Origin of the sequence: Methanoregula sp., assembly GCF_028712425.1 — an archaeon.
GTDB lineage: Archaea > Halobacteriota > Methanomicrobia > Methanomicrobiales > Methanospirillaceae > Methanoregula.
On the sequence record NZ_JAQTQD010000003.1, the window covers coordinates 75,900 to 99,915 of the forward strand.

Genomic DNA, 24,016 nt, shown 5'->3' on the forward strand with positions numbered 1-24,016 from the left:
GCCCCTTTTCGGGAGATAAAGCGTTGGATCCTGTTCAGAACTCCCCGTCCTGCTCGAAGCTTCTCCCGTACCGGATCGCCAGCTCCGCCTTGTAGAGTTCCCTGCCCAGGTACGCGGCATGATCAAGAAGCGAGACATCCCCGTGCAGGAGGATGGTATGCAGGACGTCCTGCCAGCGCGTGCCCTGCACCGCTTTCCCCCGGATAACCGCAACGATCCGGTCGCCCTCAATACCGATCCGGAAATTCCCTTTCGGATCGTACTCGATCTCATCCGGCATGCTCCGTGCGCTGGTGATGGTATCATATTCCAGCGGGGGTTCGCGCCGTTGCCGTTTCTCCTTGAGGATAAGGAGGTCAATTCCCAAATCCTTCGGGTAGGGTCGCCCACTGGTAAGGGCCATCATCTCCGTTGCCCTCCGCATTTCACGCACTGATCCTTTCGTCTTGTCGGAGTGCTCGCTGGTGAAGATCACCGCCGCCCCTGCTTCCATCGCCATGCCCGCAAGGAGGGCATTGACACCGGGGGAGTCGGCGTCGATGAGCTCGGTGACATTGCCGGCGCCGAAGAAAAGGGGATACTTTCCTCTCCTGAACCCCTTCAGCGAAGAGATCAGCCCGGATCCGACCGGCTGGAGGAGGGGATCGGCAATGATGCATCTGATGCCCTCCCGTTTTGCCCGTGCGATGTTCTTTTGGAGCGTTCCCGTTCCCGGAACAATGACTGCTGCTGCCCCGGCATCAGCCACGTCCCTGCCGACCGTTGGGATGTTCTCCTCCTGCAGGCTGAGGATAATATCGGCACGGACAAGTGCGGCACGGATCAACGCGGGGTCCTGCGTGTCCGCTGCAAGCGGACGATCAATCCCGTCCAGTTCTGAAAAGACCCGGGCGACATCAGCCGGTGCTGCATCGAAGCCGAATCCCAGGTCTACAATATCCGCACCCGATTCGAAGAACTGTAGTACCCGCTCCCGGATATTCCCGCACCGGGGGGCATCCATGATCTCGGCAAGGACCTTCATCCGCGATCCACCGCCGATCTTCAGACCTCGGATAAGGAAATCGCATTCAGCCTCCCGCTCTGTGGTTTCAACACGGGCCATTGCTTCTTTTACCCTCTGCGAAGCAAGAAAATCGTCCGCGGGAACAGACCTTGAAAGAGTGAGTTTTCCGATGAGGGGGAGGATCAGCGAAAGGTCAGCAGCGTGACGTGGCCCGCGGTATACCGGGACACCGGTATCACGCTCGACCTGTTCAAATGATGCCGTGCTCATCCCGGAGACAATCACCATGTCGCAGGTCTTTTTCTGCAGGATCACCTTCAGCTGGTGCGGTGTCAGGAAAGATGCAATCTCCCCGGTTACGACAACGTCTGCGTCGTACCCGGTGGCTGCCTGCCGGACCATCCCTTCGGTGGCAGAGCCGGTGGGGAGGAGGATGCGCATAAGTTTCCTTAATACCAGAGAGATAAAAACACTATGATCAGATGCTTGCCTGCGATCTGCACGTGCATACCAGTTATTCCAAAGACGGCGAGAGCAGTGTCGAGGAGATCCTCCGGCAGGCCGAGGCGGAAGGGCTCGATGCCATTGCCATCACGGACCATGATTCTGTCGAAGGAGCGAAGAAAGCACTGACCATCCCGTCTCCCGTTCTGGTCATCCCGGGTATCGAAGTCTCCACAAAACAGGGCCACCTGCTGGTACTCGGCGTGACGGAAGTCATTCCGGCAGGCCTCGACGTTGTCGCAACGGTACAGATAGCACGGGAGATGCATGCCCTTGCCATCCTCCCCCACCCGTACCATGTCTGGCGCCACGGCGTTGCCCGCCGGAAGAATGTGGGGATGAACGCGGTCGATGCCGTCGAGGTCTTCAACAGCAGGTATATCGTGGGCTCGGCAAACAAGAAGGCAGCCCGCATTGCTAAACGCCTCGGAAAGCCGTGTGTCGGCGGGAGCGATGCCCATAATGCACGGTTCATCGGGTTTGGCCGGACCTATGTTGATGCGGAAAAGAATGTTCCGGCCATTCTCGATGCAATCCGGGCCGGAAGAGTATCCTGTGGCGGCAGGAAGACGCCGCTGCGCACGTACACGCGCCAGTCGATCAACAACACATGGAGAAAGATCAAGCGGATCACCCGTCACATCCAGCTCCGGTGAGGCTCGCGTTCCGGGTATCCTATCTCGGCAGCCGGTTTTTCGGATCCCAGATGCAGGTATCCGAGCGGACGGTTGAGGGAGAGTTCGTTGCTGCCTGCCAGCGGCTCAGTCTCTTCTCCGACTGGCGGGAGGCCGGGTTCCTGTTTGCCGGAAGGACCGACCGGGGAGTTCACGCGATTGGGCAGGTTGCAGCATTCTCAACGGACGCACCGGAGCGTGCGATCGCGACAATCAACCTGCAGCTGCCTCCCGACTGCTGGTGCACGGCGTATGCAGAGGTACCCCCTGCTTTCCACCCGCGGTATGACGCAAAGAAGCGCACGTACCGGTATTACTTTTCCCGTGCCCCGCCCAGCACCGATGCAATGACCCGGGCGGCTAGCCGGTTTGTGGGGAACCATAACTTCACCAGCTTTGCACGGATGGATGGGAGGAGCCCGTTTCGGACCGTTTATTCCGCACGGGTGTTGGACGAGGGAGGTTTTGTCTGCCTTGAGGTGACCGCAGAGAGTTTCCTCTGGCACCAGGTCCGCTGCATGGCGACTGCGCTGCTCCGTGTCGGTGAAGGAGAGGAGGATGAGGATTTCATCGACCAGCTCCTCACGGCGGAGCCGGAAAAAGCCCTCACACCTGCTCCGGCCGAAGGGCTTGTCCTGTGGGATACCGATTGTGGCATCTCCTGGAAGCCGATTGCTGCCCGGGAGCGGAGCGCACATTTTATTGACGATCTCATGCGGCACCATTCGCTGATGGATAATGTGTGCCGGGTATTGCAACAGGACCGGCCTTCTTCCTGATCGGTTAACCGATATCCCGTGCACAACCGCTTTCCACGGCGGCGTTCCGGACCGCATCAGCCACAGCGGAAACAACGCGACGGTTCAGGATAGCAGGCAGGATCCGGTCATGGCGCGGGTGCTTGACGAAATCTGCAAGCGCGTGGGCTGCTGCGACTTTCATCTCATCGGAGATCCGCGTTGCCCGGGCATCGAGAGCCCCCCGGAAGATCCCGGGAAATGCAAGCGCATAGTTGATCTGGTTGGGATAATCATTCCGGCCGGTGCCGACGATTGCTGCGCCTGCCAGCAGTGCGTCCCCGGGCAGGATCTCCGGTGTGGGGTGGGCAAGGGCAAAGATGATCGGGTCCTTGTTCATGGACCGGATCATGGACGGGGTGATGATCCCGGGCACGGAGACGCCGATACAGACATCGGCCCCTTTCAGGGCATCGGCAAGGGATCCCGTCCTGCCGGATTTGTTGGTCTCCTCGCTGATGATGAACTTGTACTTGTTTGCGTACAGGCCGTCTCGGCGCCGGTGGATGATCCCGTTCCGGTCACAGACAATGATGTCATTGACACTGCTGCAGATATTGGGATTGTACCCGATGCACTTGAGCATCCGGGTGATCGCATATCCTGCCGCCCCTGCACCGCACACCACGATATTCAAATTCTCGAACTTCTTGTTTGTCACTTTACAGGCATTGATGAGCGCTGCCAGGACAACCACAGCGGTACCGTGCTGGTCGTCATGCATCACCGGGATGCCGATATCCTGCAGTGACTCTTCGAGTTCGAAGCACCGGGGAGCTGCAATATCCTCCAGTGCGATCCCGCCAAAGACCGGCGCGATATTCCTGATATCGTCGGAAAATTCCCGGTGGTATCGTTCGAAACAGAGCGGAAACGCATCTATGCCTGCAAGCTTCTTGAAGAGGAGTGCCTTTCCTTCCATGACAGGAATTGCAGCATATCCCCCGATGTTCCCGAGCGAGAGGACCCGGGAACCGTCGGTCACGATGGCAATGGTGTTGGCCTTGAGCGTGTACTTGTAGGCAAGGTCCCTGTTTTTGTGGATCTCCCGGCAGACCTCTGCAACACCGGGTGTGTAGGCAAGGGAGAGGTCCTTCCGGTTCTTCACCGGGACTTTCGAATAGACCTCTATCTTGCCCTTGTGCTTCCGGTGGAGTTCAAGCGATTCTGCGTAAATGTCCGCCTTCTTTGCCCGTTTCATCAAGACCGGTCCTACTTCAAAGAAGGCAATGGCATTTCATCAAGCTTGTTGTCAGATCCGGTTCCACAACCAAGACCTGGTGCATCTCAGCTCATGCCGGACCAAACGCGATATCAATCCACGCTGCGATCTCATCCCTGACCCTCCGGTACCCGGCAAGGACCTCCTCCTCTGTCCCCGGGGTCAGGTGCGGGTCAAAAAATCCATGGTGTATCGTCCTCGCGGCGTTCGAAACAACCGGGCAGACTGTATGCGCCTTGTCGCAGAGCGTAACAGCGAGATCGAACGGGATGCCGGAGACAGCATCAAGGGTCTTTGACTGGTGATGCGAGATATCGATCCCGATCTCCTGCATCACGGCTATCGCCCGCGTACTCACTCTTGACTGGCGTGTGCCGGCACTATACGCCTCGTAGCGGTCGCCATACCGGGCCCGGAGCAATCCCTCTGCCATCGGGGAGCGGGCAGCGTTCGCAGTACAGATAAAGAGGACCCTGGTTTTGGCCATGCGATTATCTCCCGTGATACTATCTCCTGCTGGTTGTGTGGTATGTCTGCATGCTGATTGAAAAGCATTGGGCGGATTACCTGTCTTTATGATTACAGCGGTCGTATGAACGATCACCGTATGGCAACATTCACCTGCAACTCCTGTGGCAAGTGCTGCTCCAGCTTTGGATCGTTCATTTCCATCGAGCGGCAGCTGAGTGACCGTGATTACTATTGCCAGTACTCTCTGACCAGAAACGTGTTTCCGGTCCACGTAAACCGTGAATATGCGGACGAGGTCTCCGATCGATACTCGCGTCAGTCCGGTGCGGTTGCATCTCCCGGAAAAAAGCCCTGCCCGTTTCTCTGTCGCAAAGCGGATGGCGGGGGATTTGACTGCGCCATCTACGACAGCCGGCCCCCCGTATGCCAGGAATTCCAATGCTACCGGATGCTCGTGTACGACAGGGAGAACCAGCTTATCGGGAAGGTGATTGGTGCAGGGGAGATCAGGACTACTGACGAAACGCTGGACCGGCTCTGGAAGGAACAGATAGCTCCGCTTCCCCATGCACATCCGCCCGGGGGAAATGATCCCGCCTGGGCAAAAAAGGTCACTGCCATTCTCGCGGCACACGCGTTCCGCGGGGATGCAGTAAAGTAACTGTCCGACAGGAATCGTTACCTGGAACCTGTTACGGGCACGTTTTACTGGGTTGCAGTTGTTGTTGCCACTGGTGCTGTGTAGGGCTTGCAGCCTTCGCCGCGGAGCGCCCACTCTTCGCAGTTTGTCCCGTTGGGGAAGCTGCACATGCCGTACTGGCCGCCGTCCGGCGCAGTCCTGATATCGATCTTGTCACCAAGGGTGTCGCAGTTCACGGATGCGGGGTTAGCCATACCGGCCATTTCAGGCTTGCCCGCGGATGGGGGATTCGCTACCGGAGCATCTGCTATACAGCCCTCGCCACGGAAAAGTGCCCACTCTTCGCAGGTTGTCCCGTTGGTGAAAGTGCACATGCCGTACTGGCCGCCGTCAGAAGCAGTCTTGATCTCTGTTTTTCCCCCAAGAGTACCGCAGTTCACAGAGGCAGGATTTGCCATGCCTACAGTCACTTCAGCAGCGGGTGCTGCAGGTACGGACGGGGCGGTTGTCTGGACAGCGGTCGTTGCCTGCGGCTGTGTGCAGCCTGCAATGAAGATACCTGCAATGATGCATGCACCAAGAAGTACAAAAATACCTGTTCTGGAAATCATGATAATTCCCCGGTATCGTTTGCGGGCGCACTATAAAAAGAGAGTGTAATTATGGCGCTATTCCCTGATTGCGCAATGAATTGCCGCTTTCATCTGTGCAACATATTCTTTGAGTTCTCGTTCCATTGACTCAGGGCTGCCAAGATTCCGTTCAATAATGCTGACAATAGCGCTGCCCACGATAACGCCATCGGCATTCGCTTCTGTGCAGGTCTTTGCATGATCCGGTAATGAGATGCCAAAACCAAGGGCCAGTGGGAGGTCCGTGTGCTTGCGGACACGGCTGAGGAGCTCAAGTGCTTCTGATGATACCTGATCACGGACGCCGGTCACTCCCAGCACGGCGACAAGATAGAGGTATCCCCGCGCCTTTTTTGCGATCCTGTCAATCCTTTCATCGGATGTCGTCTGCGTGACCAGAAAGATGGGGTCGATCCCGTACCGTTCAGCCGCCACCATGACCCCGGCGGACTCTTCCACCGGCATGTCCGCGACAAGGATGCCGTCGACACCGGCTTCGCGGGCTTCGCGGTAAAACCGGTCAATGCCTCTTTTGTGGACAATGTTATAGTAGGTCAGGAAGACGATGGGGATATCAGAGTATTCCCGGACCGCCTTCACAAGCCTGAAGATGGTATCCGGATTCGTGCCGGCAGCCAGTGCCCGTTCGTCGGCCCGCTGGATCACAGGGCCGTCGGCAACCGGGTCCGAGAATGGCACGCCGAATTCAAGGATATCAGTCCCGCCGTCGATGAGTGCCTTTGCGACCCGGAGTGAGGTGGCCTCGTCCGGGTCCCCGGCAACAGTGAACGCGATGAACGCGGTCTTACCGCGCTTCTCATACACACGGTCGATACGGCTCATACTGCACACCCCTGCATCCGTGCCACTTCTGCCACATCCTTGTCTCCCCGGCCGGAGAGGTTGATGACCACGATGTCATCGCGCTCGAACCGGTCGCGGTTCGTCATCACGTAGGCAACGGCATGGGCCGATTCAAGCGCCGGGATGATCCCTTCGGAACGCGAGAGGAACCGGAACGCATCGAGTACGTCCGCATCATTGGCTGCGGCGTAGGTTACCCGGTGGCTGTCCTTCAGCATTGCGTGCTCGGGACCAACGCCGGGGTAGTCGAGCCCGGCAGAGATGCTGTGGGTGGGCAGCACCTGGCCGTCGGGATCCTGCAGCAGGTACGAGAAGGCGCCGTGCAGCACGCCCGGCTCGCCGGCACAGAGCGTTGCTGAGTGCTCGCCGGTCTCGATCCCTTTGCCCCCTGCCTCGACACCTATGAGTTCGACATCGTCCTTGACGAAGGGGTAGAAGATCCCCATGGCATTCGAGCCGCCGCCAACGCAGGCAACGATCGTGTCCGGCAGCCGCCCCTCTTTTTTCAGTACCTGCCCGCGGGTCTCCCGGCCGATCACGGCCTGGAAGTCGCGGACAATCCGGGGGTACGGGTGCGGGCCGACAACCGACCCGATCAGGTAATAGGTGTTCCGCACATTGGCCGCCCAGTCGCGGAGCGCTTCGTTTGTTGCATCCTTGAGGGTGCGAGTCCCGGATGTTACCGGAATGACCTTTGCCCCCATCAGTTCCATCCGGAAGACATTGAGCGCCTGCCGCTTCGTGTCCACCTCGCCCATGTACACCTCTACCTGCATACCGAATGCAGCGCCAACGATCGCTGTTGCAACGCCATGCTGGCCGGCACCGGTCTCGGCGATGAGCCGTTTTTTCCCCATGCGTTTTGCCAGCAATGCCTGCCCGAGCGTGTTATTCAGCTTGTGCGAGCCGCCGTGAACGAGATCCTCCCGCTTGAGGTAGATCCTGCACCCGAGCTCCTTTGAAGCGTTCGGGCAGAACGTCAGGGGGGTCTCCCGCCCGGCATACTCTTTCTGGAGTGCAGCCAGGTCCGGTGCAAACGTCCTGTCCTCCCCGATCTTCTCGTATGCTGTTTCCAGTTCCAGCAGCGCGTTCATCAGGGTTTCTGAGACGTATTGTCCGCCATAATCCCCGTATCGTTTTTCCAGTGTCATGGTATCTGCTCCTGCCAGCGGCATGCGGCGATAAACGCCTTGATTTTCGTATGGTCCTTGATCCCCGAGAAGATCTCGACTCCGCTCGCCACGTCCACGGCATACGGACGGACTTCGTGGATTGCACCCCCGACATTTTCCGGTGTAAGGCCCCCGGCAAGGATGACCGGGATGTCAGAAGTTTTAGCCGCTTCCCTTGCGTACGAGCGGTCAAACGTTCTCCCGGTCCCGTGGCTGTCGTCAACAATGATGGCATCGCAATCGACAGGCAAGGGGTCTCCCCTGCCGACAACGCGGATGATCTTCACCCCATGATCGTCAGGAAACCTGAACGGGTGTGATACCTGGATCGCGTCCGGATGGAGAGCAATCATCCTTTGGAGTTCGTCTTCTGAGCTTGTGTGCGACACGACAACCGTTGTGGTGAACGGGCCGACGGCATCAAAGATTGTTTTTGCCTGCTCCAGCGAGACATTCCTCTTTGAAACGTCCCCCGAGCAGACAACAACGCCGATGGCATCGGCCCCGGCCTCTTCGGCAAAACGTGCATCCTCCGGCCTGGTGATGCCGCAGATCTTTATGCGCATACGAACTCCTCCAGTTTCTTTCCCGGTTGTTTCTCCGACATGATGGATGAACCGATCAGGAATGCGTCACAGTATCCCCGCATCTCGCGGATATCGTCTGCCGACCGCATCCCGCTCTCTGAAACAATCAGCCTCCCCTTTCCCCGGATGGTCCCGGACAGGATACGTGTTGTCGAGCGATCGATGGTCAGGGTGGCAAGGTTCCGGTTGTTGATGCCAATCAGGATTGCGCCCGTATCGAGCGCGGATTCAGCTTCAGCAGCATTGTGGACCTCGACCAGCGGTTCGAGATGATAGTCTGTCGCCATGTCGACAAATGCCGGCAGGCGCTCCTTCAATACAGCGGCAATCAGGAGGACGGCATCTGCCCCGAGAGCACGTGACTCTGCGATCTGGCGCTCGTCGATGATGAAGTCCTTCCGGAGCACCGGTACATCCACTGCCGATTTGACCCGGGCAATATCCTGCCCGGTGCCCCCGAAGAAGTAGGGTTCGGTCAGCACCGAGAGCGCAACGCACCCGGCTCCTGCAAGTACGCCGGCCATCTGCGCCATGTCCACGCTGCGCCGTATGATACCCCGGGTGGGGGAGGCACACTTGATCTCTGCGATCACGGCGTTTTTACCATCCCGCTCCCGTATAGCCGTGATCAGGCTGGCATGGTTGTTCCGGGAAGGTTCCGGAAATGTTTCGGGAAGCAGGGCCACCCGCTTCTCCGTGCGCCGGACGATATCGTCGAGGATCATGCGGCACCCCGTGTGGCATCCACCAGTGCGTCGAGCCGTGCAAGGGCATTTCCCGAATCGATCGATGTTCCGGCAAGCATGATCCCCTCATGCAGGTCGCGGGCCATGCCCCCGACATAAATGGCGGCGCCGGCATTCATGAGCACGATGTCCCTTCCTGCACCCCGCTCACCATGGAGGATGTCCCGGATAATGCGTGCATTGGCAGCAGAATCCCCGCCAGACAGATCAGGGACCTGTGCAGGTGCAATGCCATAGTCCCTGCAATCCAGGGAATAGTTCCGGATTGAATCGCCCATCAGTTCCGACACCACCGTCTCCCCTGTCGTGGTGATCTCGTCAAGACCGCTGCCGTGGACCACCATGGCACGGGATATCCCAAGGAGCCGTAAGACCTCCGCCATCGTGGGAGTCAGGTCCGGGCGGTACACTCCCAGCACCTGCGCCTGTGCGCCTGCCGGGTTTGTCAGCGGGCCAAGGATGTTGAAGACCGTCCTGCACCCGATCTCCTGCCGGGCCGCCATCACGTGGCGCATGGCCGGGTGGTGTATTGGTGCGAAGAGGAACGCGATACCCGCCCTCTCAAGAATCGCTGCCTGTGAACCGGGTTCAGGGGCGATGTTCACCCCGAGTTCTGACAGGACATCCGCAGAACCGCAGTTGCTGCTGACGCTCCGGTTGCCATGCTTGACAACCGGGATTCCCGCACCCGCGGCAACGAATGCCGACGCTGTACTGATATTGAACGTGTGCATGCTGTCGCCCCCGGTGCCGCAGGTGTCGACCAGCAGCCGTGTCGTAACCGGCCTGATGGAGACAGCGTGCTGCCGCATGATGCGGGCAAACGCGGCGATCTCAGAAGGTCGTTCTCCTTTCATCCGGAGCGCAGTCAGGAACGCACCAATCTGTGCCGGGCTTGCTTTGCCCTCCATGATCGTGTCCATGGCTCCGGCCGCCTCGGCCTCGGTAAGGTCCTGCTGGTCCATCAGCCGCTGGATGATTGCCCGGAAGGTCATGATCCCGCCCCCATGTGATACAGGAAATTCCTGATGATGTGGTCCCCCTCCGTTGAGAGGACACTCTCCGGGTGGAACTGAACGCCGTCAATCGGGTAAGAGCGGTGACGAACCCCCATGATATAGCCGTCATCGGTGCTGGTTGCAGTGACTTCCAGTTCGTCGGGAAGGGAGGCATCACTTGCGATAAGGGAATGGTACCGGGTGGCAACAAAGGGCGTCGGGACCCCGGAAAAGATCCCCATCCCGGTATGCCGGATAACAGATGTCTTCCCGTGCATCAGGTGCGGTGCGCGCACAACCTCCCCGCCAAATGCGGTGCAGATCACCTGGTGGCCAAGACAGACCCCGAGCGTTGGGATCTTCCGGCTCATCGTTTCCAGTACATCAGGACAAACACCGGCGTCCTGCGGCGTCCCCGGGCCCGGCGAGAGAATGATGCGATCGCAGGGAGTTTTCCGTATCACGTCAAGGGGAGCATCGCAGGGGAGGACAACCGGTTCGGCTCCCAGCTTTCCCACCTGCTGGTACAGGTTATAGGTGAAACTGTCGTAACAGTCAACAATCAGAACTTTCATGAACAGGCTCCAGAACGTTCGATTGCCCGGACCATTGCCGCTGCTTTGTTCTCGGTCTCTTTCCACTCGTTTTCCGGCACCGAATCGGCAACGATTCCCGCACCTACCTGGACATATGCCCGGCCATTCATCACCTGTATCGTTCGTATGGCAATGGCGAAATCCAGGTTCCGGTCGAATCCGATGTACCCCACTGCACCGGCATACAGCCCCCTCCGCTCCGGCTCCTGCTCGTCGATGATCTGCATTGCCCGGATCTTGGGGGCGCCCGAAACGGTCCCGGCCGGGAAGCAGGACCTGAAGGCATCATAACAGTCAAGGTTGTCGCGGAGCGTGCCGGTGACGGTTGATACGATATGCTGGACATGGGAGAACTTCTCAGTACCCATAAACTCGCTGACCTGCACCGACCCGAAGCGGCAGACCCGGCCAAGGTCGTTCCGGGCAAGGTCTACGAGCATCGTGTGCTCTGCACGCTCTTTCTTGTCCATCAGCAGTTCTTTCTCCAGCCGTGTGTCCTCTTCTGCCGTGCGGCCGCGTGGCCGTGTTCCGGCAATCGGGACCGTTGTCACGCGGCGTCTCTCGACACGTACCAGCATCTCGGGACTTGCCCCGATGATCTTCTCATCGCCGAAATCGAGATAGTACATGTAGGGGCTTGGGTTGATCTCGCGCAGCGCAGCATAGACCGCGAAGGGATGTTCCGGAACAGGGAAGTCCAGCCTCCTTGAAAGTACTGCCTGGAAGATATCCCCGGCAACGATGTGGCTCCTGACATCAGTCACTGCCTGCTCGAATCTTTTCTGCGAAACAGAAGAGCCCAATGAAGAGGTTGTTACTGTTGTGGAGGGGGGAATAACATCCGGATTTTTTGGTACGAGCCCTGCGATCCTGTTGGCAAGGGCTTGGATCTTCCGTGTGCATTGCTCATATTCCCCCCTGAGATCGGAGTCATAGGTAAGGAACGGGCTGGAGAAGAGAAACAGCCGTTTGTCCCGGTGATCGATCACGATACAATCCTTTGTGAGCATGAACCGGGCATCGGGGTAACTGTCCTGCTGAGCTGCCGCTTTTTTCGAGACGGGTGTTACTTTGTCAAAGAGCGTATACACGCAGTCATACGCGAAATACCCGACCATGCCCCCGAAAAACCGGGGTGCCTTGACATTCATGTAGTGGAACCGGGAGAGGATTGCTTTTATCTGGTCAACCGGATTTGTCCCTTCAGGGTCCCTGGCGATCGAAGTAAACAGCTCATTTCCGGTAACGTCAACGGTATCCCGTACCGTGACGATCATCTCCGGTTCTATCCCGATAAAGGAATACCGGGCAAGTTTCTCGCTCCCCTCCATTGATTCCAGCAGGAACCCGCATCCTGTCTTCGTTCCTTCGTACAGGTCAAGCGGCGAGATATCCGGGAGCGGCAGTTCCGCACACAGGGGGATGATGAGCGGTTTGGGCTGAGTCTTTACCGCGGTTATGAACTCATCCAATCCAAGATTGAGTGTCAGTTTTTGCGCCATTTTTCTGGTATCCGATCCGGCCTTTCAAGGGCCGGTTGTTCTGTCTGTGAGAATTCCTGATTTTTCGTACGGGAACATTTCCGCAGAGTGTGAATACATAGTCAACTTTGTACATATTTATACATTATTGTAATTTTTTGGTTATTGTAGTATTTTTTGTTGCATTTTTTGGGTGCAGCGGATCTCATTCAGTACGATCGCGCGGGAATTCCGGGTACCTAGGGCTCTCCAAATCACGTGCATCACGATACCGCACACTTGTGATCGCCTATCTCAAACGGTTCCTGAACGGAGTCCAACACTCTTATAGCCTGCCCTCCAACACTGATACGAAATTCCGGGAGGTATCCTGATGCGCTGTCGTTCACATTCCTTGGGGTGGGTGTTTGCAACCCGGATGATCGGGATCATCTGCCTTCTGATCGCCATCGTCCTTGCAAACATCCTGATGCATTACGTGGAAAACCCCATCTTCACTTCCGGCGTAACATTCATCAACGAAAATTTCTGGCTGCTTGTCCTCATTGCGCTGATCCTCATGGTCGGTGACGTTTTTACAGCATTCCCGTTTCCCTTCAATCTCCCCGCACCGATCATAACAGCATTTGGCAGTGTTTTTTTCATCATGTTCCTCCTCAGGATCTTCGAGTGGACGGACATGGTTACTTCGACAACCCTCTCTTCCGTGTTCTCGTTATTGGCTCCCATTCTTGCGACAGTGGTATTTCTCATCGTCCTCGTCAGCGGGTATTATGCGATCCTTCGCGGGCTCTGGTTCCAGTCCCGCGCCGGGGAGGTGCCTTACGGCGGGCAGGTTGCTGGTGCACCGGGCCCAACCGGACAAGAGGCAGAATCAGGTGAGGTCACGGATGCGAAATCGTGGGAGGAGATCGGGGCAGAGTTCCGCCTGATGCTCTACGATGTCATCAACCGGTTCCGGGAGGAGATCCGTAAAAATCAATAGGTACAGCGGGCTAAAGGACCCGGCCCCCTGTCAGCATTACCAATCCGGGTTCTCTGTTCGGAATTGTCTCTCTTTCTTTTCCATCTCTTCTGCGCTCAGGTGCGAGGGCATGCAGATACAACGATGTTCGATGAATACCCCTTCTTTGAATGATCCCTGGATCTCCCCTTCCCGGCATGCCCCGAAGGTGTCGTTGTCACAATCATGGTACACATGGGACAAGCCTTCCCGCTCTGCACATTCCTTCGCTTCGATCCATGACACAGTCATAATGGAGCAATGGCCCGGAGACACGATGAGGTTGTCGGATATGGCATAAGGTTAACGGGAACCAGATACCGGAAGAAATCAGGGAAAAAAGGAAAAATGATGAAATCAGAACCGGGGTTTCCGGTGCTTGGGCAGGCAGTCCCTGCAATAGACCGGCCGGCCTTCCGTGGGCTTGAACGGGACTTCGCATTCCTTTCCACAGTCTGAGCAGACTGTCTTTGTCATTTCCCTGGGACCGAAATTTCTCGGGCCACCAAAACTCTTTCTCTCCATTGTTTTACTCATGCAGTGGTTATCTGCAAGTATACCATTACCTGTCCAGTATAAATACATCTCCCTCAACAAAGGCGCTTTTATATAACTGCTTCCATGGGTTGGTTACGGGATGATCTCGCACCCGTTAAACTTTTCATGATGGAATTGTTCCCGGGTAATCGTGCCATGAGTAAGGAGTTCCTTTACCCTTGGGAGAGCCGCACTCAGTGCTGCATGGAGGTTCTCAACAGTCCCACAGACAAGGCGTCGTTCGGATTCGCCCCAGGGGCGGGTGATGTTGGAATAGAGACAGCGGCCCCCGCAGAACGATCGGATTGCGCAGGTCTCACATTCCCCGCCCACAGAGATGTGATCGAGGTTTTGCGGATCAGCATCCCTGATATGGCCCGCATAGTACTGCTTCATACCGATCATTACCGGGCAGGGTGCGATATGGCCGTCGGTCATGATGGAATAGTTCGTATGCCCTGAACCGCACCGGAGCAGCGAGGGGCGCCCGAGAAGAAGGTCCTCCATGGGATCGAGGAACGGGTACCAGCGGAGCACTTCCCCATGTGTCTCCATATGGTCGACCCAGTCCTGAACAAGGGACCGGATACCCGGGTTATAGCTTCCGGCAGCCCACGCGGCAAACTGCCGGCGGGAGAAGTCACCGGCAAAGTTTGCGTCCAGCTGCCAGTGGATGGAGCTAAACGGGAAGTCGGGATTATCCGCCAGCCAGTGGACGGCATCCACGATATCCGTCTTCTCTGTAACGGTCATCCGTGCAATGAGTTCTCCGGAGTATCCATGGGAACGGATATCCCGGACATTGTTCATTACACGATCGTACACCCCTTCCCCCCGGCTTGCATCGGTGAGATCCTTTTTCCCGTCAAGGGAGACGAAGATGGTGGTGAACTGGTTGATAATTGCCGGGGAAAGCCGGTTTAGCAGGAGCCCGTTGGTCTGCATCATGAACCGCTGAACCGGCGCCTCCGTTACGATCCGCTCGATGAGATCGGCCCGGAGGAGCGGCTCCCCGCCGTAGAATGTCACCGTGGGCGATGGATCCTTCCTGAGGAATGCATACAGGGTATCCAGGTCATATTCAAGGTCAATGGGAATATTCTCGTCAATCTCCACTGCCCGCTCATTCTCGCTCTCATCCAGGTCAAGGAAGGCCTTGGCCCGGCAGTAACTGCAGCAGAGGTTGCAGTTGTCTGTAAGGATGAGATGAAAGTACATGGGATTCCTGTACTATTAGGGGTTGAATGACGATAAAACAGGATACTGCAGGTACAGTGCCGGCATAGATATAAGCCCCTTCTCCTGAAACGATCAGGTATGACACGGGGAAGTGAATGCACAGAGGAGGCGCTCACCGGTCTGGGAATCGTCATCCTGATTGGTGTCGTAATTGCCGGTGCTGCCCTTGTCCTGATGGTTCTTCCCGGGGGAATCCCGAATCCGCTGCGCTCGTTTCCCGGAGGCCTTGTTGCGGAAAGCACGTATATATCCGGCGATCACATCCGGACAACCGGTAATGTGTATGGATTCCCGATGATGAGCAGGATAACAGGCCCTCTCCGTATCATGACGGTAAGGGAAGATTCAAAGCAGCTAGGAGTAGTTCGTTTTACGGTCTCTCTTTTTATCGGTGATACCGGGGCAATCGATTTGGATAAGGTCCGGGTTTCCTGGAGCCAGGATCACGCATCTGAAACACTCCGGAAAACATCTCCGCAGGTGCTGGTTTGCCCGAACTGGACGATCTCGAACAAATACAATATGCTCCCCGGACGAACTGCAGACTCTGATGAATGGCTGGAACCAAATGAACAGTTCGAGATCACTCTCTGTCCCGCAACAGGCGTCCAACCGTACGGGCAGTTCACGGTTATCCTCCAGCCTGATGGCGTTGCGGCACCACTGACGCTTCCCCGGATGGCCCCGGCCCGGATCCAGCCGGTCATGAACCTTGGCTGATCCTGCCGCACCCCCCGGCAATCCTGCCAAACAATCCCCCTCCGTGCCGCGCTTCTGTATCCGGTTAATCCGGGTGCAGAAACAGGCAATCTGCAAAGATAAAGGGCGATTCTGGCGAAACGGGCGAAATTTTGAAGGTTTTAAAACGGAGGAAATAATGCGCCAGAATGACCAAAAACGCCTTAAATATGTGGCTAAAATCCGGACTTCGACGGGCTTTCGACGGAAACTTTTTATATTAACAGGCGGCAACTCTCATTATCAAAACCCGATTGCGGTTTTGAGGTGTTTAAATGGGAACGAAAATTGGAAAAGAAAAGATTCAGCGCGAAAAGGGATACCTCTACTTCATTGGCAAGGACGGGTACGTCTGGGCAGCCCCGATGAAGCACAACAAGTCCGGCAAGAAGAAGAAAGTCGGAACTGAGAAGGTAGCCAAGGAAAAGGGCTACATGTACTACATCGGCAAGGACGGCTTTGTCGCCAAGGCAAAGATGAAGAACGCATAATCTCACTTTTTCCTTTTGCACGCACGGCCGCCGGAACATCCGGTGGCCCTGCTCATACATTTGACCTGTGGGGGAGATTCTCTCGATGGGTCCCCGTATTCACTTTTTTCGTGCAGCCAGCAATCCCAAGTTTGAAGAATCCCGGCGGGAATGTGGATTGTAGCAGGATTCTTGAGATCGGATGAACCATGTCAACGCTGGTTGATGCATCTTTTCGGGAATGGACGCTCGGGCTTGATCCACGGGAAAGCAGGATCTCAGTCTTCGAGCATATCCGGGATATCCCCTATTCGCTTTCGGTCCGGATGACTGGACCCGACACCGCACCGGAAGAGATCCTGTCTGCAGGGAAAGGATACTGTGGCCCCAAACACTACCTTCTCGCGGCAATGTTTCGGAAACTGGGCCTCGAAGTTGTTTTTGCCACGTTCCCGTTTCTCTGGAATGATCCGGATCTCCGGTATCCTCCCGATCTCCGGGCACTTGCAGCTGCGGTGCCGGTCGCGTATCATCTTGCCTGCCGGGTCCGGATCAACGGGCACTGGGTACTGGTGGATGCGACATGGGACCCGGCTCTTGAAAAAGGCGGATTTCCCGTCAACGGGCACTGGGACGGGCTCTCTGAAACGCGGTGTGCGGTAAAACCGCTCCGGTCAGCAGTCCGGACCGCATATTGTCGCACGGCAACCAATGAACCGTGCCGACGGGAAGAGGATTCTGCGTTCCGTCCCCTTGACGGGGAGGAGGATCACCGGGACGAAGATAACCAGGTGCGCTACTATCGGCAGAAGACCGGGATACGTTCACCAGGTGAGATCAGGCGCATAGGGCAGTTTTACCCGGCATTCGACGCATGGCTCGAACAGGTAAGGCGGGAATAACCCATGAGGGAGCGTGACGGAGGTCACCTCCCTTGATGATGGTTTTTGCGTCCTCTCCGGTCTGCAGATTGGGAAAAATCAGGGAAAAACGCAATGGGCCCGTCGTGATTCGAACACGAGATCTTCGCCGTGTGAAGGCGACGTCATAGCCAACTAGACCACGAGCCCAAAATGCATCGACCGGGAATCGAACCCGGGCTATAGGCTTGGAAGGCCTAAGTCATGCCTCTAGACCATCGATGCACTGTGCTCTACAATTTTGGCGGGGAGGTGTATTAAGGATTGTCACTGTATGACAAACGCCCATGCAGGAAATCCGGGATAACCCGAAGAAAAAAGATGGCGGTTAATAGCCCCGGAGTTCTGCCTCAACCTTCTGGAGGTTGGCGATACGCTTCTCGAGAGGCGGGTGGGTGGAAAGGAGTTCCATGATGGAATTTCCTGAGAGCGCCGGAATGATGAAGAACGCGTTTGCCCCCTCTACCTTTGCCTTTGCTTCCGGGGGAACGACATCGATTCTTCCACTGATCTTATTGAGTGCCGAGATGAGCGCCCGGGGGTTCCGGGTGATCTGGGCGCTTCCCCGGTCTGCGGCGAATTCGCGGTACCGTGAGAGTGCGAGGATCAGGAGAGTACTGGTGGCGTACACGATGATTGAGACGATCCAGATGATAATCCATGCCCCGCCATTCTCCCGGTTGTTGCCGCCGAACAATGCAGAGAAGAAGAAACTCTGCATGATCATCGAGGCAATCATGGCGATGAAACTGGCGAGGGTCATTGTCAGGATGTCGCGGTTCTTGACATGCGAGAGCTCGTGGGCGAGCACGGCTTCCAGTTCATCCTTGTTCAGGAGCCGCATGATCGAGTCCGTACAGGCAACAACCGCGTGCTTCGGACTCCTCCCTGTAGCAAAAGCATTGGGCACCGGGCTCTGCATGATGGCGATCCTTGGCATCGGCAGGTCGGCCTCCCTGCAGAGTTTCTCGACCATCATGTGCAGTTCGGGGCGCTCATCCGCCTCGACAATTTTGGCCCCGGTACTCCAGAGCACCAGCTTGTCGGAGAAGAAGTACTGGACCAGTCCCATGCCGACGGCAATCAGGACAATGAACCAGGCACTCACGCCGAATGCGAGGAGGATGGTCATGAATACGAGATACAGCAGGAGCAAAAGCAGTCCCGTGAACCAGACCCTGGCAGTTAAGCCCCAGTCGCGTTTCCATTCCATAGTTAGTACATGTTTCTATCGCGCACTCATAAATCAATCGACAGGTGCAATTTGTGGAAATGCTAACCGCAGGTGCAGGAGAAATACAGAAACCTATTTTTTAGCCAACATCGTTTGTGGTACCAATGGCTGAAGCAGATCCCGAAGCACTGGCAGATGTGGCATATGGCATCTTCGAGCACCTGCTGAACCGCGGGCTGCAGGAGAAGGGGAAGTACCTGTATGCACTGGTCGAGAGCGGAACCGATTTTACCGCGGACCTTGGCGATATATTCTCGAAGTTCCGGGAGGAATACCCGCAGCTGGCTGAAGCGATGCTCGCCCGGTTCTCCGATGTCGGCACGGTATACCGGATGCTCTGTGATGGGGAAGGGGTGATCCCCACGAAAACAACGCAGATGTACTGGATTGTGCTGGATGCCCCCGGCAGTGCTCCTGAAGCGATCGAGGACGAGAACGCCGGCAAATGGCTGATCTTCCAGGAGCCGGATGCCGTTGATGCGGCATGGAAGAAGGTAAGAGATGCAACGGTTGCCCATGAGCTCGGGATCTCGGCCAAGGTGAGCACTGCAAAGCCCAATCCCGATTCGCGGGACAACCGGAAGGTCATCTACGTTTACACGAAGGATTGGGCCGATGAGGCAGATGTAATGCGGGTCCGGGAAAAACTCCGGGAACTGGGATTTGTCGACCGCATCGGGTACAAGCGCAATATCGAGACTTTTGCCGGGGAGTACGCATCCAAGGGCAAGCGGGTTACGTATTATTCCGCATGACCATTTTTCCCTCCCGGAACGGCGTCTCATAAGAAAGTCATACCCGCGATCAGATCCGGGCAATCAACAGCAGAGGGGTACCCATCCCTCCCCCTCTTTCGGGCCGGAACCGGTGCTAGGGACCCCCCCGTCCATGAGGGGAGAGGTAGCTACCCCTCCCTTTTTTCTTTTCCCGGATTATCCGGATACCAGGCCTCCGTCGGCAGGTTCAGGCGAATATCTGTCACTGCCAGTGCAAGGGACGGGGGTAGTCCCCCTTCCCGGGTATGGAGGGGTGGGTAGGGGTCCCCCTCTCCAATTTTTAAAATGGCGGGCGGGGGGATGCCTCGTACTGTGGGGGGTAGGTATCCCCCCTTCGCCCGGATTTACCGGAGCCTCTCCCTGAAGAACCGGGGGATTGGGAAAAAAGGTGTAATGATGCGCCTGCACCAGTAACGATAGCTGCGAAAAAGGGAAATAAAATATTGGGTTGAACGGTTACGCCTTGCGCTCTTTGTTCTTGGGGCGCAGGTTTGCATAGCCGCACTTGCGGCAGGTGGTTGCGCGGATTGCATTGCGTGCGTTACAGTGCATGCATACTTTCACATTAAGGAGCCGTGCCTCGGCTTCAGGGAACTTGACCATTATTGAACACTCCTGTCTGCCCTTATAACAAAGCTGTAAGACATATTAACCGTTTGCGTTTCAGGAAGTAGTGTATTCCTGTACAAACCAGCCGTGAAACGCAGCGAGTGCCCGTGCCCGGTGGGATATCCGGCTTTTCTCTTCAAGAGGGATCTCTGCAAGCGTCTTCTCTCCCGTCTCGAAGATGGGATCGTAGCCAAAACCGCCCTCTCCCCGTGGGGCGTGTGCAACCCTGCCCTCGATAATCCCTTTAAAGACACGGACGCCGTTCTCATCGGCAAAGGCAATGGCCGTGACAAACCGGGCAGTGCGATCTTCCCGCCCCTCCATCAGCTTCAGGACGCCGCTGTTCCCAATCGTGTTCAGTACGTAGGCCGCATACGGGCCGGGGAAACCGTTCAGTGCATCGATGAAAAATCCCGTGTCATCCACGATGAGGGGAGTCTTCAGCTGTTCGTACGCATACCCGGCCTTACCCCGGGCAATCTCACCCACATTATCGGAACGATGCTCGGGTAAGTCGAGAAAGATGTGGGTGATCTCCGCAGTGCCATGGAAGAACGCGGCAACCTCTGCGGCCTTGTGCGCATTCCCCGTCACGACCGCGATCTTCAGAGATATCTCCCCCGCAATTCAATCTCGTGCTCGCGGGCAATGACCTCACGAGCCCGGGCAAACGTCCCGCTGTACCCTGTGATGAACGCGGCCTTCAGCAATTCAGCGCGTTCAGGCGCGGTGCTCTCGAGCGTCTGGAAGAGGACATGGATATCCACGCCCCGCTGCTCGATCTCGCTCGTTGCCTGCGCAAGGCCGAAATCGATGAGTACGCATTTCCTGTCGCTCTCGCGCAGGATGAGGTTGCTCGTCGTGAGGTCGCCATGCATGATCTCTGCACTATGGAGCAGGCCGATGACGCGGCCGGCTTCCTGAAGGTTTTCCTTTGAGAGGTCTTCAGTCAGCAGGATTCCCATAACCTGCTCCATGACAATCGTATCGGGGGTAATATCGGAAATTATGGGTGTCGGCACGCCCCCCCTGCGTGCAGCATGGATGAGCCGTGCCTCTGCGCGGATCCGCTCTGTTATCAGGCGCCTGTCCAGTGCCGGCACACGGTACCGTTTGGAGACCCGGTGCTTCTCTGCTCTCCCCTCATGGAAGGTGATAATCGCTTCTGCCCCGCGTCGCTTCGCACCTGCATCACTGGTGAGGGTATCTTTTGCTGCAGGATCCCTCTTCCAGGTGACCTCAACCTCATCCGAGCGGAACGAGGGATTGATCCGGGAGGACTCAACCGGGGATGACACTCCGCTCTCCAGCATCAGTTTTCCCGTATAGGCGATCATTGCACCATTATCCCCGAGATATTTCTGTTCGGGAACGAAGAATGTGGCACCGCGGTCCTCGCACATGACCCGGAGCATCTCCTGCAGCCGGCGGTTCGCACCGACGCCCCCGACGAGGAGCACCTCGTTCTTTCCTGTGAGGGATAGTGCCCGTTCTGTTACTTCAACGCACATAGCAAAAGCGGTCTCCTGCAGGCTGTAACAGACATCGGGCAGCGGGGCCTTATGATCTTTTGCAGCCGAGACAAGACCGGAGAACGCAAGGTCCATACCCTTCACGGTATAAGGGAGGTCGACATACGTCCCTTCCCGTGCCTGCGCCTCGATATGCGGGCCGCCCGGGTGCGGGAAGTTCTTTGCCCGGGCAAACTTGTCGAGGGCATTGCCGATCCCGACATCCAGCGTTTCGCCAAAGATCCGGTATCTCCCGTTCAGGTACCCGATGACCTGGGTGTTTGCCCCGCTGGCGTAGAGGACTATGGGATCCCTGCAGCCGGTGGCAAAGCACCCGATCTCGACATGGGCGACACAGTGGTTCACCCCTACGAGCGGGACGTCGAGGGCAAGGGCGAGTGAGCGGGCAGCGGTGGCAACCGTCCGGAGGCAGGGGCCAAGTCCCGGCCCCTGCGAGAACGCTATTCCTTCAACCTTGGCTGGCTCTGTTAGGACCGTAGCGATCAGTTCTTTCATTGCGGAGGCATGGTGCTGTGCAGCCTCACGCGGGTGGATACCCCCGGAAACGGGACGATATGGCCGTGAAACAAGAGAAACAAGATCGTGATCAAAAAGAGCGGCACTGAGGTTCCAGGCCGTGCCCTCAATCCCCAGTATCTGCCCAAAAACAGGCATTGCTGATGTTTACTTTCTGAATTCAGTATATCCGCACTTGCCGCAGGTGGCCCGGTCCTTGTGGTCTGCCATCATGACACCGGGTCCGCAGCGCGGGCAGTATTTCTTTTCGGTGGTGACTTTTGCACCCTCGACCTTGAAGTATGCACCTCTCTTGGGGGCCTTCGAGGCTGCCGCCTTCTTTGCTGCCATGATTATGCAGCCTCTTCCTTGGGCTTGGGCATGCCGCGCGCTGCAAGATGCGGGCGCTCGGTCTTGTTCCGGCTCTCCTCGCTCTCGTATACCCGGGCGGAGCCGGTGAGTTCTGTCTTGCCAAAGCTGCTGTGCAGAGTGTCAAGGGTGACCTGATGCTCTTTTACATTGAGCAGAGCGCAGAGTTTCCCGATGATCTGCATACGGGAGGGGGTAGCTCCGTCGTATTTGAGGGTAAACTGAACCTCTCTTCTGGATAAAAGTTCATTTCTTTTATCGCTGGTGATCTCAAAGTCCATCGATATCCTGTAATTATTGGAAAGCGGGTTATTTAAAACATGACCTTCGCCAGTCATGCTGAAAAGGGAATCACTGCAAAGGATTGTAATGATAAAAGACTATCCTTCAGAACGGACAAACCGTTCAAGAAACGCCCGTGCAGTTTCCTGGGCACCAGGTGTAACCGTGCGGAGGACTACCCCCTCGTTTGGCTGCCCATAGAGGACAACAGACCCGAGCGGGGCGGCAAGAACCATCGGGATAACCGCGAGATCCTCTTCACCGTCGACAAGTATCGTGAGTGGCGGGTGTTCCACAGCATATTCGATTGCCGCAACCAGTTCGTCGGTGAGCGTGCCTGCAGGGTTTTTCACGCAGATGGATTCACCGGATACCGCAGATGCCCGGTTACAGGGCGAACGCATCGTGTACCCGTCAATAATCCCGACTGCCGGTGTTATCCCCGCTTTCCGGAGGTTGTGGGTTACCACGTCGCCAACGGTAAAAACAGTTTTTTGCGAGAGAAGGGGAAGGATATCCGTAATCTCGCGATAGAGTTCGCCAAAGGGATCCTTGAAGAGCTTACGGTGCTCTTCGGGGAGGGTAAGCATCAGCGGACCTTCAGCGCGTACCGGCCGGGGAGCTTGATATTCATGCGTTTGGCCACTTCGGAATTCTCCGGGTCAATAATGACCAGGTAGCCGGACCAGTCTTCGCTTAAGTTTGAGATGCCGCAGACAACGCAGCTCTCGCCATCGACAACGCGGTGGCAGTCACGACAGACTTTTCCCTGTTTCTTCTTATTCGCCGGTGGCATGCTCCTTCCTCTTTCCCCTCACCTTCTCGGCCCCCTTCTCCTTTCCGGGGCCGGAAGACTGTCCGGACTTTTCTTTCTCTTTCTCCATCTCCTCTTCAAGCCAGAGTGCAGTGCCGAGGCCTGCCTGGCGCATGGTCAGCCCGATCTTGCTGTCACGGGGCTCGCGCTCGTTCAAGGATAATGTCACGACGCGGACGCGGACAACATCGCCTACGCCGATGAAGCGCTTGGACTCCTGACAGATCAGCCGGGCGTTCTTTTCGTCATAGTTGATGTATTCATCGGAGATCTGGCTTACGTGCAGCATGGCATCGATCGGGCCAAGGCTGACGAACGCACCGAAGCTGGTGGTCTCGACAACAACCCCTTCAATCACTTCCTGGAGGGCGAGCCGGAGCACCAGTGCCTCGAACTTCACATCGTAGTAGACCCCGCCGTCTCCGGGAACAAGTTCCCCTTCCCCGACATCCGTCACTTTCGTGACGCAGATAAAGATCCCGATCTCCTTGTCTATGCTTCCCTCAAGTTGCTCCTGGAGGACATCAAGGATCACTTTTTCGAGATTCTCCCCCAGTCTCTGGGGGGGGACCCGGACCTTGTCTTCAAGCATCAGTTTGTGATACATC

31 protein-coding genes and 2 tRNA genes are annotated in these 24,016 nt (G+C 56.8%); 8 read left to right on the forward strand and 25 right to left on the reverse strand.

Annotation, left to right across the window (positions count from 1 at the left end; all coding sequences use genetic code 11):
- Nucleotides 1–34: 34 nt before the first annotated feature.
- A complete protein-coding gene (locus tag PHF39_RS02265) occupies nt 35–1,447 on the reverse strand; it encodes a dihydropteroate synthase-like protein (RefSeq protein WP_300219722.1) in 1,413 nt (470 codons plus the stop codon).
- A 41-nt stretch (nt 1,448–1,488) separates the two neighbouring features.
- On the opposite strand from PHF39_RS02265, the gene PHF39_RS02270 reads away from it, so the two are divergent.
- Together PHF39_RS02270 and truA are read left to right on the forward strand one after the other, a co-directional pair.
- Nucleotides 1,489–2,166: a PHP domain-containing protein gene (locus PHF39_RS02270; protein ID WP_300219724.1), complete on the forward strand. Its 678-nt coding sequence runs from the start codon at nt 1,489–1,491 to the stop codon at nt 2,164–2,166.
- Nucleotides 2,121–2,963: a tRNA pseudouridine(38-40) synthase TruA gene (gene truA, locus PHF39_RS02275; protein WP_300219726.1), complete on the forward strand. Its 843-nt coding sequence runs from the start codon at nt 2,121–2,123 to the stop codon at nt 2,961–2,963. The genes PHF39_RS02270 and truA overlap by 46 nt, the downstream gene beginning before the upstream one ends.
- A 4-nt stretch (nt 2,964–2,967) precedes the next feature.
- Here truA and PHF39_RS02280 read toward each other — a convergent pair whose 3' ends face one another.
- Together PHF39_RS02280 and PHF39_RS02285 are read right to left on the reverse strand one after the other, a co-directional pair.
- Complete coding sequence (locus tag PHF39_RS02280) at nt 2,968–4,182, reverse strand: NADP-dependent malic enzyme (RefSeq protein ID WP_300219728.1); 1,215 nt, start codon at nt 4,180–4,182, stop codon at nt 2,968–2,970.
- A 91-nt stretch (nt 4,183–4,273) separates the two neighbouring features.
- The gene (locus tag PHF39_RS02285; protein ID WP_300219730.1) at nt 4,274–4,690 is read right to left on the reverse strand and encodes an arsenate reductase ArsC; all 417 of its coding nucleotides are present in this window, start codon (nt 4,688–4,690) and stop codon (nt 4,274–4,276) included.
- A gap of 105 nt (nt 4,691–4,795) precedes the next feature.
- Between PHF39_RS02285 and PHF39_RS02290 the strand changes: the two genes are divergently transcribed.
- Nucleotides 4,796–5,335, forward strand: a complete 540-nt coding sequence (locus PHF39_RS02290) for a YkgJ family cysteine cluster protein (protein WP_300219732.1) — start codon at nt 4,796–4,798, stop codon at nt 5,333–5,335.
- Nucleotides 5,336–5,379: 44 nt separating this feature from the next.
- Here PHF39_RS02290 and PHF39_RS02295 read toward each other — a convergent pair whose 3' ends face one another.
- The 8 genes from PHF39_RS02295 to trpE are packed head-to-tail and all read right to left on the reverse strand — an operon-like array spanning nt 5,380 to nt 12,411.
- Nucleotides 5,380–5,925, reverse strand: coding sequence for a DUF333 domain-containing protein (locus tag PHF39_RS02295; protein ID WP_300219734.1), 546 nt, complete (start codon nt 5,923–5,925; stop codon nt 5,380–5,382).
- A gap of 57 nt (nt 5,926–5,982) precedes the next feature.
- Nucleotides 5,983–6,789, reverse strand: coding sequence for a tryptophan synthase subunit alpha (gene trpA, locus PHF39_RS02300; protein ID WP_300219736.1), 807 nt, complete (start codon nt 6,787–6,789; stop codon nt 5,983–5,985).
- Nucleotides 6,786–7,961 carry a tryptophan synthase subunit beta gene (gene trpB, locus PHF39_RS02305; RefSeq protein ID WP_300219738.1) on the reverse strand — a complete coding sequence of 392 codons (1,176 nt, stop codon included), beginning with the start codon at nt 7,959–7,961 and terminating at the stop codon, nt 6,786–6,788. The genes trpA and trpB overlap by 4 nt, the downstream gene beginning before the upstream one ends.
- On the reverse strand, nt 7,958–8,548 hold the full coding sequence (locus PHF39_RS02310) for a phosphoribosylanthranilate isomerase (protein WP_300219740.1): 591 nt from the start codon (nt 8,546–8,548) through the stop codon (nt 7,958–7,960). The genes trpB and PHF39_RS02310 overlap by 4 nt, the downstream gene beginning before the upstream one ends.
- Entirely contained in the window at nt 8,539–9,294 is a 756-nt protein-coding gene (locus PHF39_RS02315) for an indole-3-glycerol-phosphate synthase (protein WP_300219742.1), read from the reverse strand. The genes PHF39_RS02310 and PHF39_RS02315 overlap by 10 nt, the downstream gene beginning before the upstream one ends.
- Nucleotides 9,291–10,310, reverse strand: a complete 1,020-nt coding sequence (gene trpD / locus PHF39_RS02320) for an anthranilate phosphoribosyltransferase (RefSeq protein WP_300219744.1) — start codon at nt 10,308–10,310, stop codon at nt 9,291–9,293. Before trpD ends, PHF39_RS02315 begins: the two co-directional genes overlap by 4 nt.
- On the reverse strand, nt 10,307–10,888 hold the full coding sequence (locus PHF39_RS02325) for an aminodeoxychorismate/anthranilate synthase component II (protein ID WP_300219746.1): 582 nt from the start codon (nt 10,886–10,888) through the stop codon (nt 10,307–10,309). The genes trpD and PHF39_RS02325 overlap by 4 nt, the downstream gene beginning before the upstream one ends.
- Entirely contained in the window at nt 10,885–12,411 is a 1,527-nt protein-coding gene (gene trpE, locus PHF39_RS02330) for an anthranilate synthase component I (protein WP_300219748.1), read from the reverse strand. The genes PHF39_RS02325 and trpE overlap by 4 nt, the downstream gene beginning before the upstream one ends.
- A 382-nt stretch (nt 12,412–12,793) precedes the next feature.
- Here trpE and PHF39_RS02335 point away from each other — a divergent pair, with 382 nt between their 5' ends.
- On the forward strand, nt 12,794–13,375 hold the full coding sequence (locus PHF39_RS02335) for a hypothetical protein (protein WP_300219750.1): 582 nt from the start codon (nt 12,794–12,796) through the stop codon (nt 13,373–13,375).
- A gap of 36 nt (nt 13,376–13,411) precedes the next feature.
- On the opposite strand, the gene PHF39_RS02340 is transcribed toward PHF39_RS02335, so the two are convergent.
- The 3 genes from PHF39_RS02340 to PHF39_RS02350 all read right to left on the reverse strand — a co-directional run bounded on the left by PHF39_RS02340 (nt 13,412) and on the right by PHF39_RS02350 (nt 15,148).
- Nucleotides 13,412–13,645, reverse strand: coding sequence for a hypothetical protein (locus PHF39_RS02340; RefSeq protein WP_300219752.1), 234 nt, complete (start codon nt 13,643–13,645; stop codon nt 13,412–13,414).
- A gap of 105 nt (nt 13,646–13,750) precedes the next feature.
- A complete protein-coding gene (locus tag PHF39_RS02345; RefSeq protein ID WP_015286826.1) occupies nt 13,751–13,918 on the reverse strand; it encodes a CxxC-x17-CxxC domain-containing protein in 168 nt (55 codons plus the stop codon).
- Between the two features lie 105 nt (nt 13,919–14,023).
- The gene (locus PHF39_RS02350) at nt 14,024–15,148 is read right to left on the reverse strand and encodes a TIGR04084 family radical SAM/SPASM domain-containing protein (RefSeq protein ID WP_300219783.1); all 1,125 of its coding nucleotides are present in this window, start codon (nt 15,146–15,148) and stop codon (nt 14,024–14,026) included.
- A 99-nt stretch (nt 15,149–15,247) separates the two neighbouring features.
- Here PHF39_RS02350 and PHF39_RS02355 point away from each other — a divergent pair, with 99 nt between their 5' ends.
- The 3 genes from PHF39_RS02355 to PHF39_RS02365 all read left to right on the forward strand — a co-directional run bounded on the left by PHF39_RS02355 (nt 15,248) and on the right by PHF39_RS02365 (nt 17,279).
- On the forward strand, nt 15,248–15,889 hold the full coding sequence (locus PHF39_RS02355) for a hypothetical protein (protein WP_300219785.1): 642 nt from the start codon (nt 15,248–15,250) through the stop codon (nt 15,887–15,889).
- A 293-nt stretch (nt 15,890–16,182) separates the two neighbouring features.
- On the forward strand, nt 16,183–16,398 hold the full coding sequence (locus PHF39_RS02360) for a hypothetical protein (protein ID WP_015286823.1): 216 nt from the start codon (nt 16,183–16,185) through the stop codon (nt 16,396–16,398).
- A 188-nt stretch (nt 16,399–16,586) separates the two neighbouring features.
- Nucleotides 16,587–17,279, forward strand: a complete 693-nt coding sequence (locus PHF39_RS02365) for a transglutaminase domain-containing protein (RefSeq protein ID WP_300219789.1) — start codon at nt 16,587–16,589, stop codon at nt 17,277–17,279.
- Nucleotides 17,280–17,373: 94 nt separating this feature from the next.
- Here PHF39_RS02365 and PHF39_RS02370 read toward each other — a convergent pair.
- From PHF39_RS02370 to htpX, 3 genes are all read right to left on the reverse strand, one after another.
- Nucleotides 17,374–17,447 (reverse strand) — tRNA-Val (locus PHF39_RS02370).
- Between the two features lie 4 nt (nt 17,448–17,451).
- Nucleotides 17,452–17,522 (reverse strand) — tRNA-Gly (locus PHF39_RS02375).
- A gap of 103 nt (nt 17,523–17,625) precedes the next feature.
- The gene (gene htpX, locus PHF39_RS02380) at nt 17,626–18,510 is read right to left on the reverse strand and encodes a zinc metalloprotease HtpX (RefSeq protein ID WP_300219791.1); all 885 of its coding nucleotides are present in this window, start codon (nt 18,508–18,510) and stop codon (nt 17,626–17,628) included.
- A 125-nt stretch (nt 18,511–18,635) separates the two neighbouring features.
- Between htpX and PHF39_RS02385 the strand changes: the two genes are divergently transcribed.
- Nucleotides 18,636–19,286, forward strand: a complete 651-nt coding sequence (locus PHF39_RS02385) for a putative phosphothreonine lyase domain-containg protein (protein ID WP_300219793.1) — start codon at nt 18,636–18,638, stop codon at nt 19,284–19,286.
- A 477-nt stretch (nt 19,287–19,763) separates the two neighbouring features.
- On the opposite strand, the gene PHF39_RS02390 is transcribed toward PHF39_RS02385, so the two are convergent.
- Genes PHF39_RS02390 through PHF39_RS02425 form a run of 8 tightly spaced genes read right to left on the reverse strand, consistent with a single transcriptional unit; the run spans nt 19,764 to nt 24,015 of the window.
- Nucleotides 19,764–19,910, reverse strand: coding sequence for a 50S ribosomal protein L40e (locus tag PHF39_RS02390; RefSeq protein WP_300219795.1), 147 nt, complete (start codon nt 19,908–19,910; stop codon nt 19,764–19,766).
- 60 nt (nt 19,911–19,970) lie between these two features.
- Nucleotides 19,971–20,525 (reverse strand): XTP/dITP diphosphatase, encoded by a 555-nt coding sequence (locus PHF39_RS02395; RefSeq protein WP_300219963.1) that lies wholly within the window; start codon nt 20,523–20,525, stop codon nt 19,971–19,973.
- Complete coding sequence (locus PHF39_RS02400; RefSeq protein ID WP_300219797.1) at nt 20,522–22,102, reverse strand: bifunctional N(6)-L-threonylcarbamoyladenine synthase/serine/threonine protein kinase; 1,581 nt, start codon at nt 22,100–22,102, stop codon at nt 20,522–20,524. The genes PHF39_RS02395 and PHF39_RS02400 overlap by 4 nt, the downstream gene beginning before the upstream one ends.
- Nucleotides 22,103–22,111: 9 nt before the next feature.
- Complete coding sequence (locus PHF39_RS02405; protein ID WP_300219799.1) at nt 22,112–22,294, reverse strand: 30S ribosomal protein S27ae; 183 nt, start codon at nt 22,292–22,294, stop codon at nt 22,112–22,114.
- A gap of 2 nt (nt 22,295–22,296) precedes the next feature.
- Entirely contained in the window at nt 22,297–22,650 is a 354-nt protein-coding gene (locus tag PHF39_RS02410; protein WP_366144151.1) for a 30S ribosomal protein S24e, read from the reverse strand.
- A gap of 42 nt (nt 22,651–22,692) precedes the next feature.
- Nucleotides 22,693–23,184 carry a GTP-dependent dephospho-CoA kinase family protein gene (locus PHF39_RS02415; protein WP_300219802.1) on the reverse strand — a complete coding sequence of 164 codons (492 nt, stop codon included), beginning with the start codon at nt 23,182–23,184 and terminating at the stop codon, nt 22,693–22,695.
- Nucleotides 23,184–23,390, reverse strand: a complete 207-nt coding sequence (spt4, locus tag PHF39_RS02420) for a transcription elongation factor subunit Spt4 (protein WP_300219804.1) — start codon at nt 23,388–23,390, stop codon at nt 23,184–23,186. Before spt4 ends, PHF39_RS02415 begins: the two co-directional genes overlap by 1 nt.
- Nucleotides 23,374–24,015: a DNA-directed RNA polymerase gene (locus PHF39_RS02425; RefSeq protein WP_300219806.1), complete on the reverse strand. Its 642-nt coding sequence runs from the start codon at nt 24,013–24,015 to the stop codon at nt 23,374–23,376. Before PHF39_RS02425 ends, spt4 begins: the two co-directional genes overlap by 17 nt.
- Nucleotide 24,016 lies beyond the last annotated feature (1 nt).

What these genes read in the sequence shown, in the direction of transcription:
- PHF39_RS02280 (WP_300219728.1), bottom strand. Translation starts at nt 4,182, where the DNA reads ATGAAACGGGCAAAGAAGGCGGACATTTACGCAGAATCGCTTGAACTC.
- PHF39_RS02410 (WP_366144151.1), bottom strand. Translation starts at nt 22,650, where the DNA reads ATGACTGGCGAAGGTCATGTTTTAAATAACCCGCTTTCCAATAATTAC.
- PHF39_RS02295 (WP_300219734.1), bottom strand. Translation starts at nt 5,925, where the DNA reads ATGATTTCCAGAACAGGTATTTTTGTACTTCTTGGTGCATGCATCATT.
- PHF39_RS02270 (WP_300219724.1), top strand. Translation starts at nt 1,489, where the DNA reads ATGCTTGCCTGCGATCTGCACGTGCATACCAGTTATTCCAAAGACGGC.
- PHF39_RS02315 (WP_300219742.1), bottom strand. Translation starts at nt 9,294, where the DNA reads ATGATCCTCGACGATATCGTCCGGCGCACGGAGAAGCGGGTGGCCCTG.
- PHF39_RS02265 (WP_300219722.1), bottom strand. Translation starts at nt 1,447, where the DNA reads ATGCGCATCCTCCTCCCCACCGGCTCTGCCACCGAAGGGATGGTCCGG.
- PHF39_RS02425 (WP_300219806.1), bottom strand. Translation starts at nt 24,015, where the DNA reads ATGTATCACAAACTGATGCTTGAAGACAAGGTCCGGGTCCCCCCCCAG.
- PHF39_RS02360 (WP_015286823.1), top strand. Translation starts at nt 16,183, where the DNA reads ATGGGAACGAAAATTGGAAAAGAAAAGATTCAGCGCGAAAAGGGATAC.
- truA (WP_300219726.1), top strand. Translation starts at nt 2,121, where the DNA reads ATGGAGAAAGATCAAGCGGATCACCCGTCACATCCAGCTCCGGTGAGG.
- trpB (WP_300219738.1), bottom strand. Translation starts at nt 7,961, where the DNA reads ATGACACTGGAAAAACGATACGGGGATTATGGCGGACAATACGTCTCA.
- PHF39_RS02355 (WP_300219785.1), top strand. Translation starts at nt 15,248, where the DNA reads ATGACACGGGGAAGTGAATGCACAGAGGAGGCGCTCACCGGTCTGGGA.
- PHF39_RS02310 (WP_300219740.1), bottom strand. Translation starts at nt 8,548, where the DNA reads ATGCGCATAAAGATCTGCGGCATCACCAGGCCGGAGGATGCACGTTTT.
- htpX (WP_300219791.1), bottom strand. Translation starts at nt 18,510, where the DNA reads ATGGAATGGAAACGCGACTGGGGCTTAACTGCCAGGGTCTGGTTCACG.
- PHF39_RS02350 (WP_300219783.1), bottom strand. Translation starts at nt 15,148, where the DNA reads ATGTACTTTCATCTCATCCTTACAGACAACTGCAACCTCTGCTGCAGT.
- PHF39_RS02340 (WP_300219752.1), bottom strand. Translation starts at nt 13,645, where the DNA reads ATGACTGTGTCATGGATCGAAGCGAAGGAATGTGCAGAGCGGGAAGGC.
- PHF39_RS02405 (WP_300219799.1), bottom strand. Translation starts at nt 22,294, where the DNA reads ATGGCAGCAAAGAAGGCGGCAGCCTCGAAGGCCCCCAAGAGAGGTGCA.
- PHF39_RS02390 (WP_300219795.1), bottom strand. Translation starts at nt 19,910, where the DNA reads ATGGTCAAGTTCCCTGAAGCCGAGGCACGGCTCCTTAATGTGAAAGTA.
- trpD (WP_300219744.1), bottom strand. Translation starts at nt 10,310, where the DNA reads ATGACCTTCCGGGCAATCATCCAGCGGCTGATGGACCAGCAGGACCTT.
- PHF39_RS02415 (WP_300219802.1), bottom strand. Translation starts at nt 23,184, where the DNA reads ATGCTTACCCTCCCCGAAGAGCACCGTAAGCTCTTCAAGGATCCCTTT.
- PHF39_RS02345 (WP_015286826.1), bottom strand. Translation starts at nt 13,918, where the DNA reads ATGGAGAGAAAGAGTTTTGGTGGCCCGAGAAATTTCGGTCCCAGGGAA.
- PHF39_RS02290 (WP_300219732.1), top strand. Translation starts at nt 4,796, where the DNA reads ATGAACGATCACCGTATGGCAACATTCACCTGCAACTCCTGTGGCAAG.
- spt4 (WP_300219804.1), bottom strand. Translation starts at nt 23,390, where the DNA reads ATGCCACCGGCGAATAAGAAGAAACAGGGAAAAGTCTGTCGTGACTGC.
- PHF39_RS02385 (WP_300219793.1), top strand. Translation starts at nt 18,636, where the DNA reads ATGGCTGAAGCAGATCCCGAAGCACTGGCAGATGTGGCATATGGCATC.
- PHF39_RS02285 (WP_300219730.1), bottom strand. Translation starts at nt 4,690, where the DNA reads ATGGCCAAAACCAGGGTCCTCTTTATCTGTACTGCGAACGCTGCCCGC.
- PHF39_RS02400 (WP_300219797.1), bottom strand. Translation starts at nt 22,102, where the DNA reads ATGCCTGTTTTTGGGCAGATACTGGGGATTGAGGGCACGGCCTGGAAC.
- trpA (WP_300219736.1), bottom strand. Translation starts at nt 6,789, where the DNA reads ATGAGCCGTATCGACCGTGTGTATGAGAAGCGCGGTAAGACCGCGTTC.
- trpE (WP_300219748.1), bottom strand. Translation starts at nt 12,411, where the DNA reads ATGGCGCAAAAACTGACACTCAATCTTGGATTGGATGAGTTCATAACC.
- PHF39_RS02325 (WP_300219746.1), bottom strand. Translation starts at nt 10,888, where the DNA reads ATGAAAGTTCTGATTGTTGACTGTTACGACAGTTTCACCTATAACCTG.
- PHF39_RS02365 (WP_300219789.1), top strand. Translation starts at nt 16,587, where the DNA reads ATGTCAACGCTGGTTGATGCATCTTTTCGGGAATGGACGCTCGGGCTT.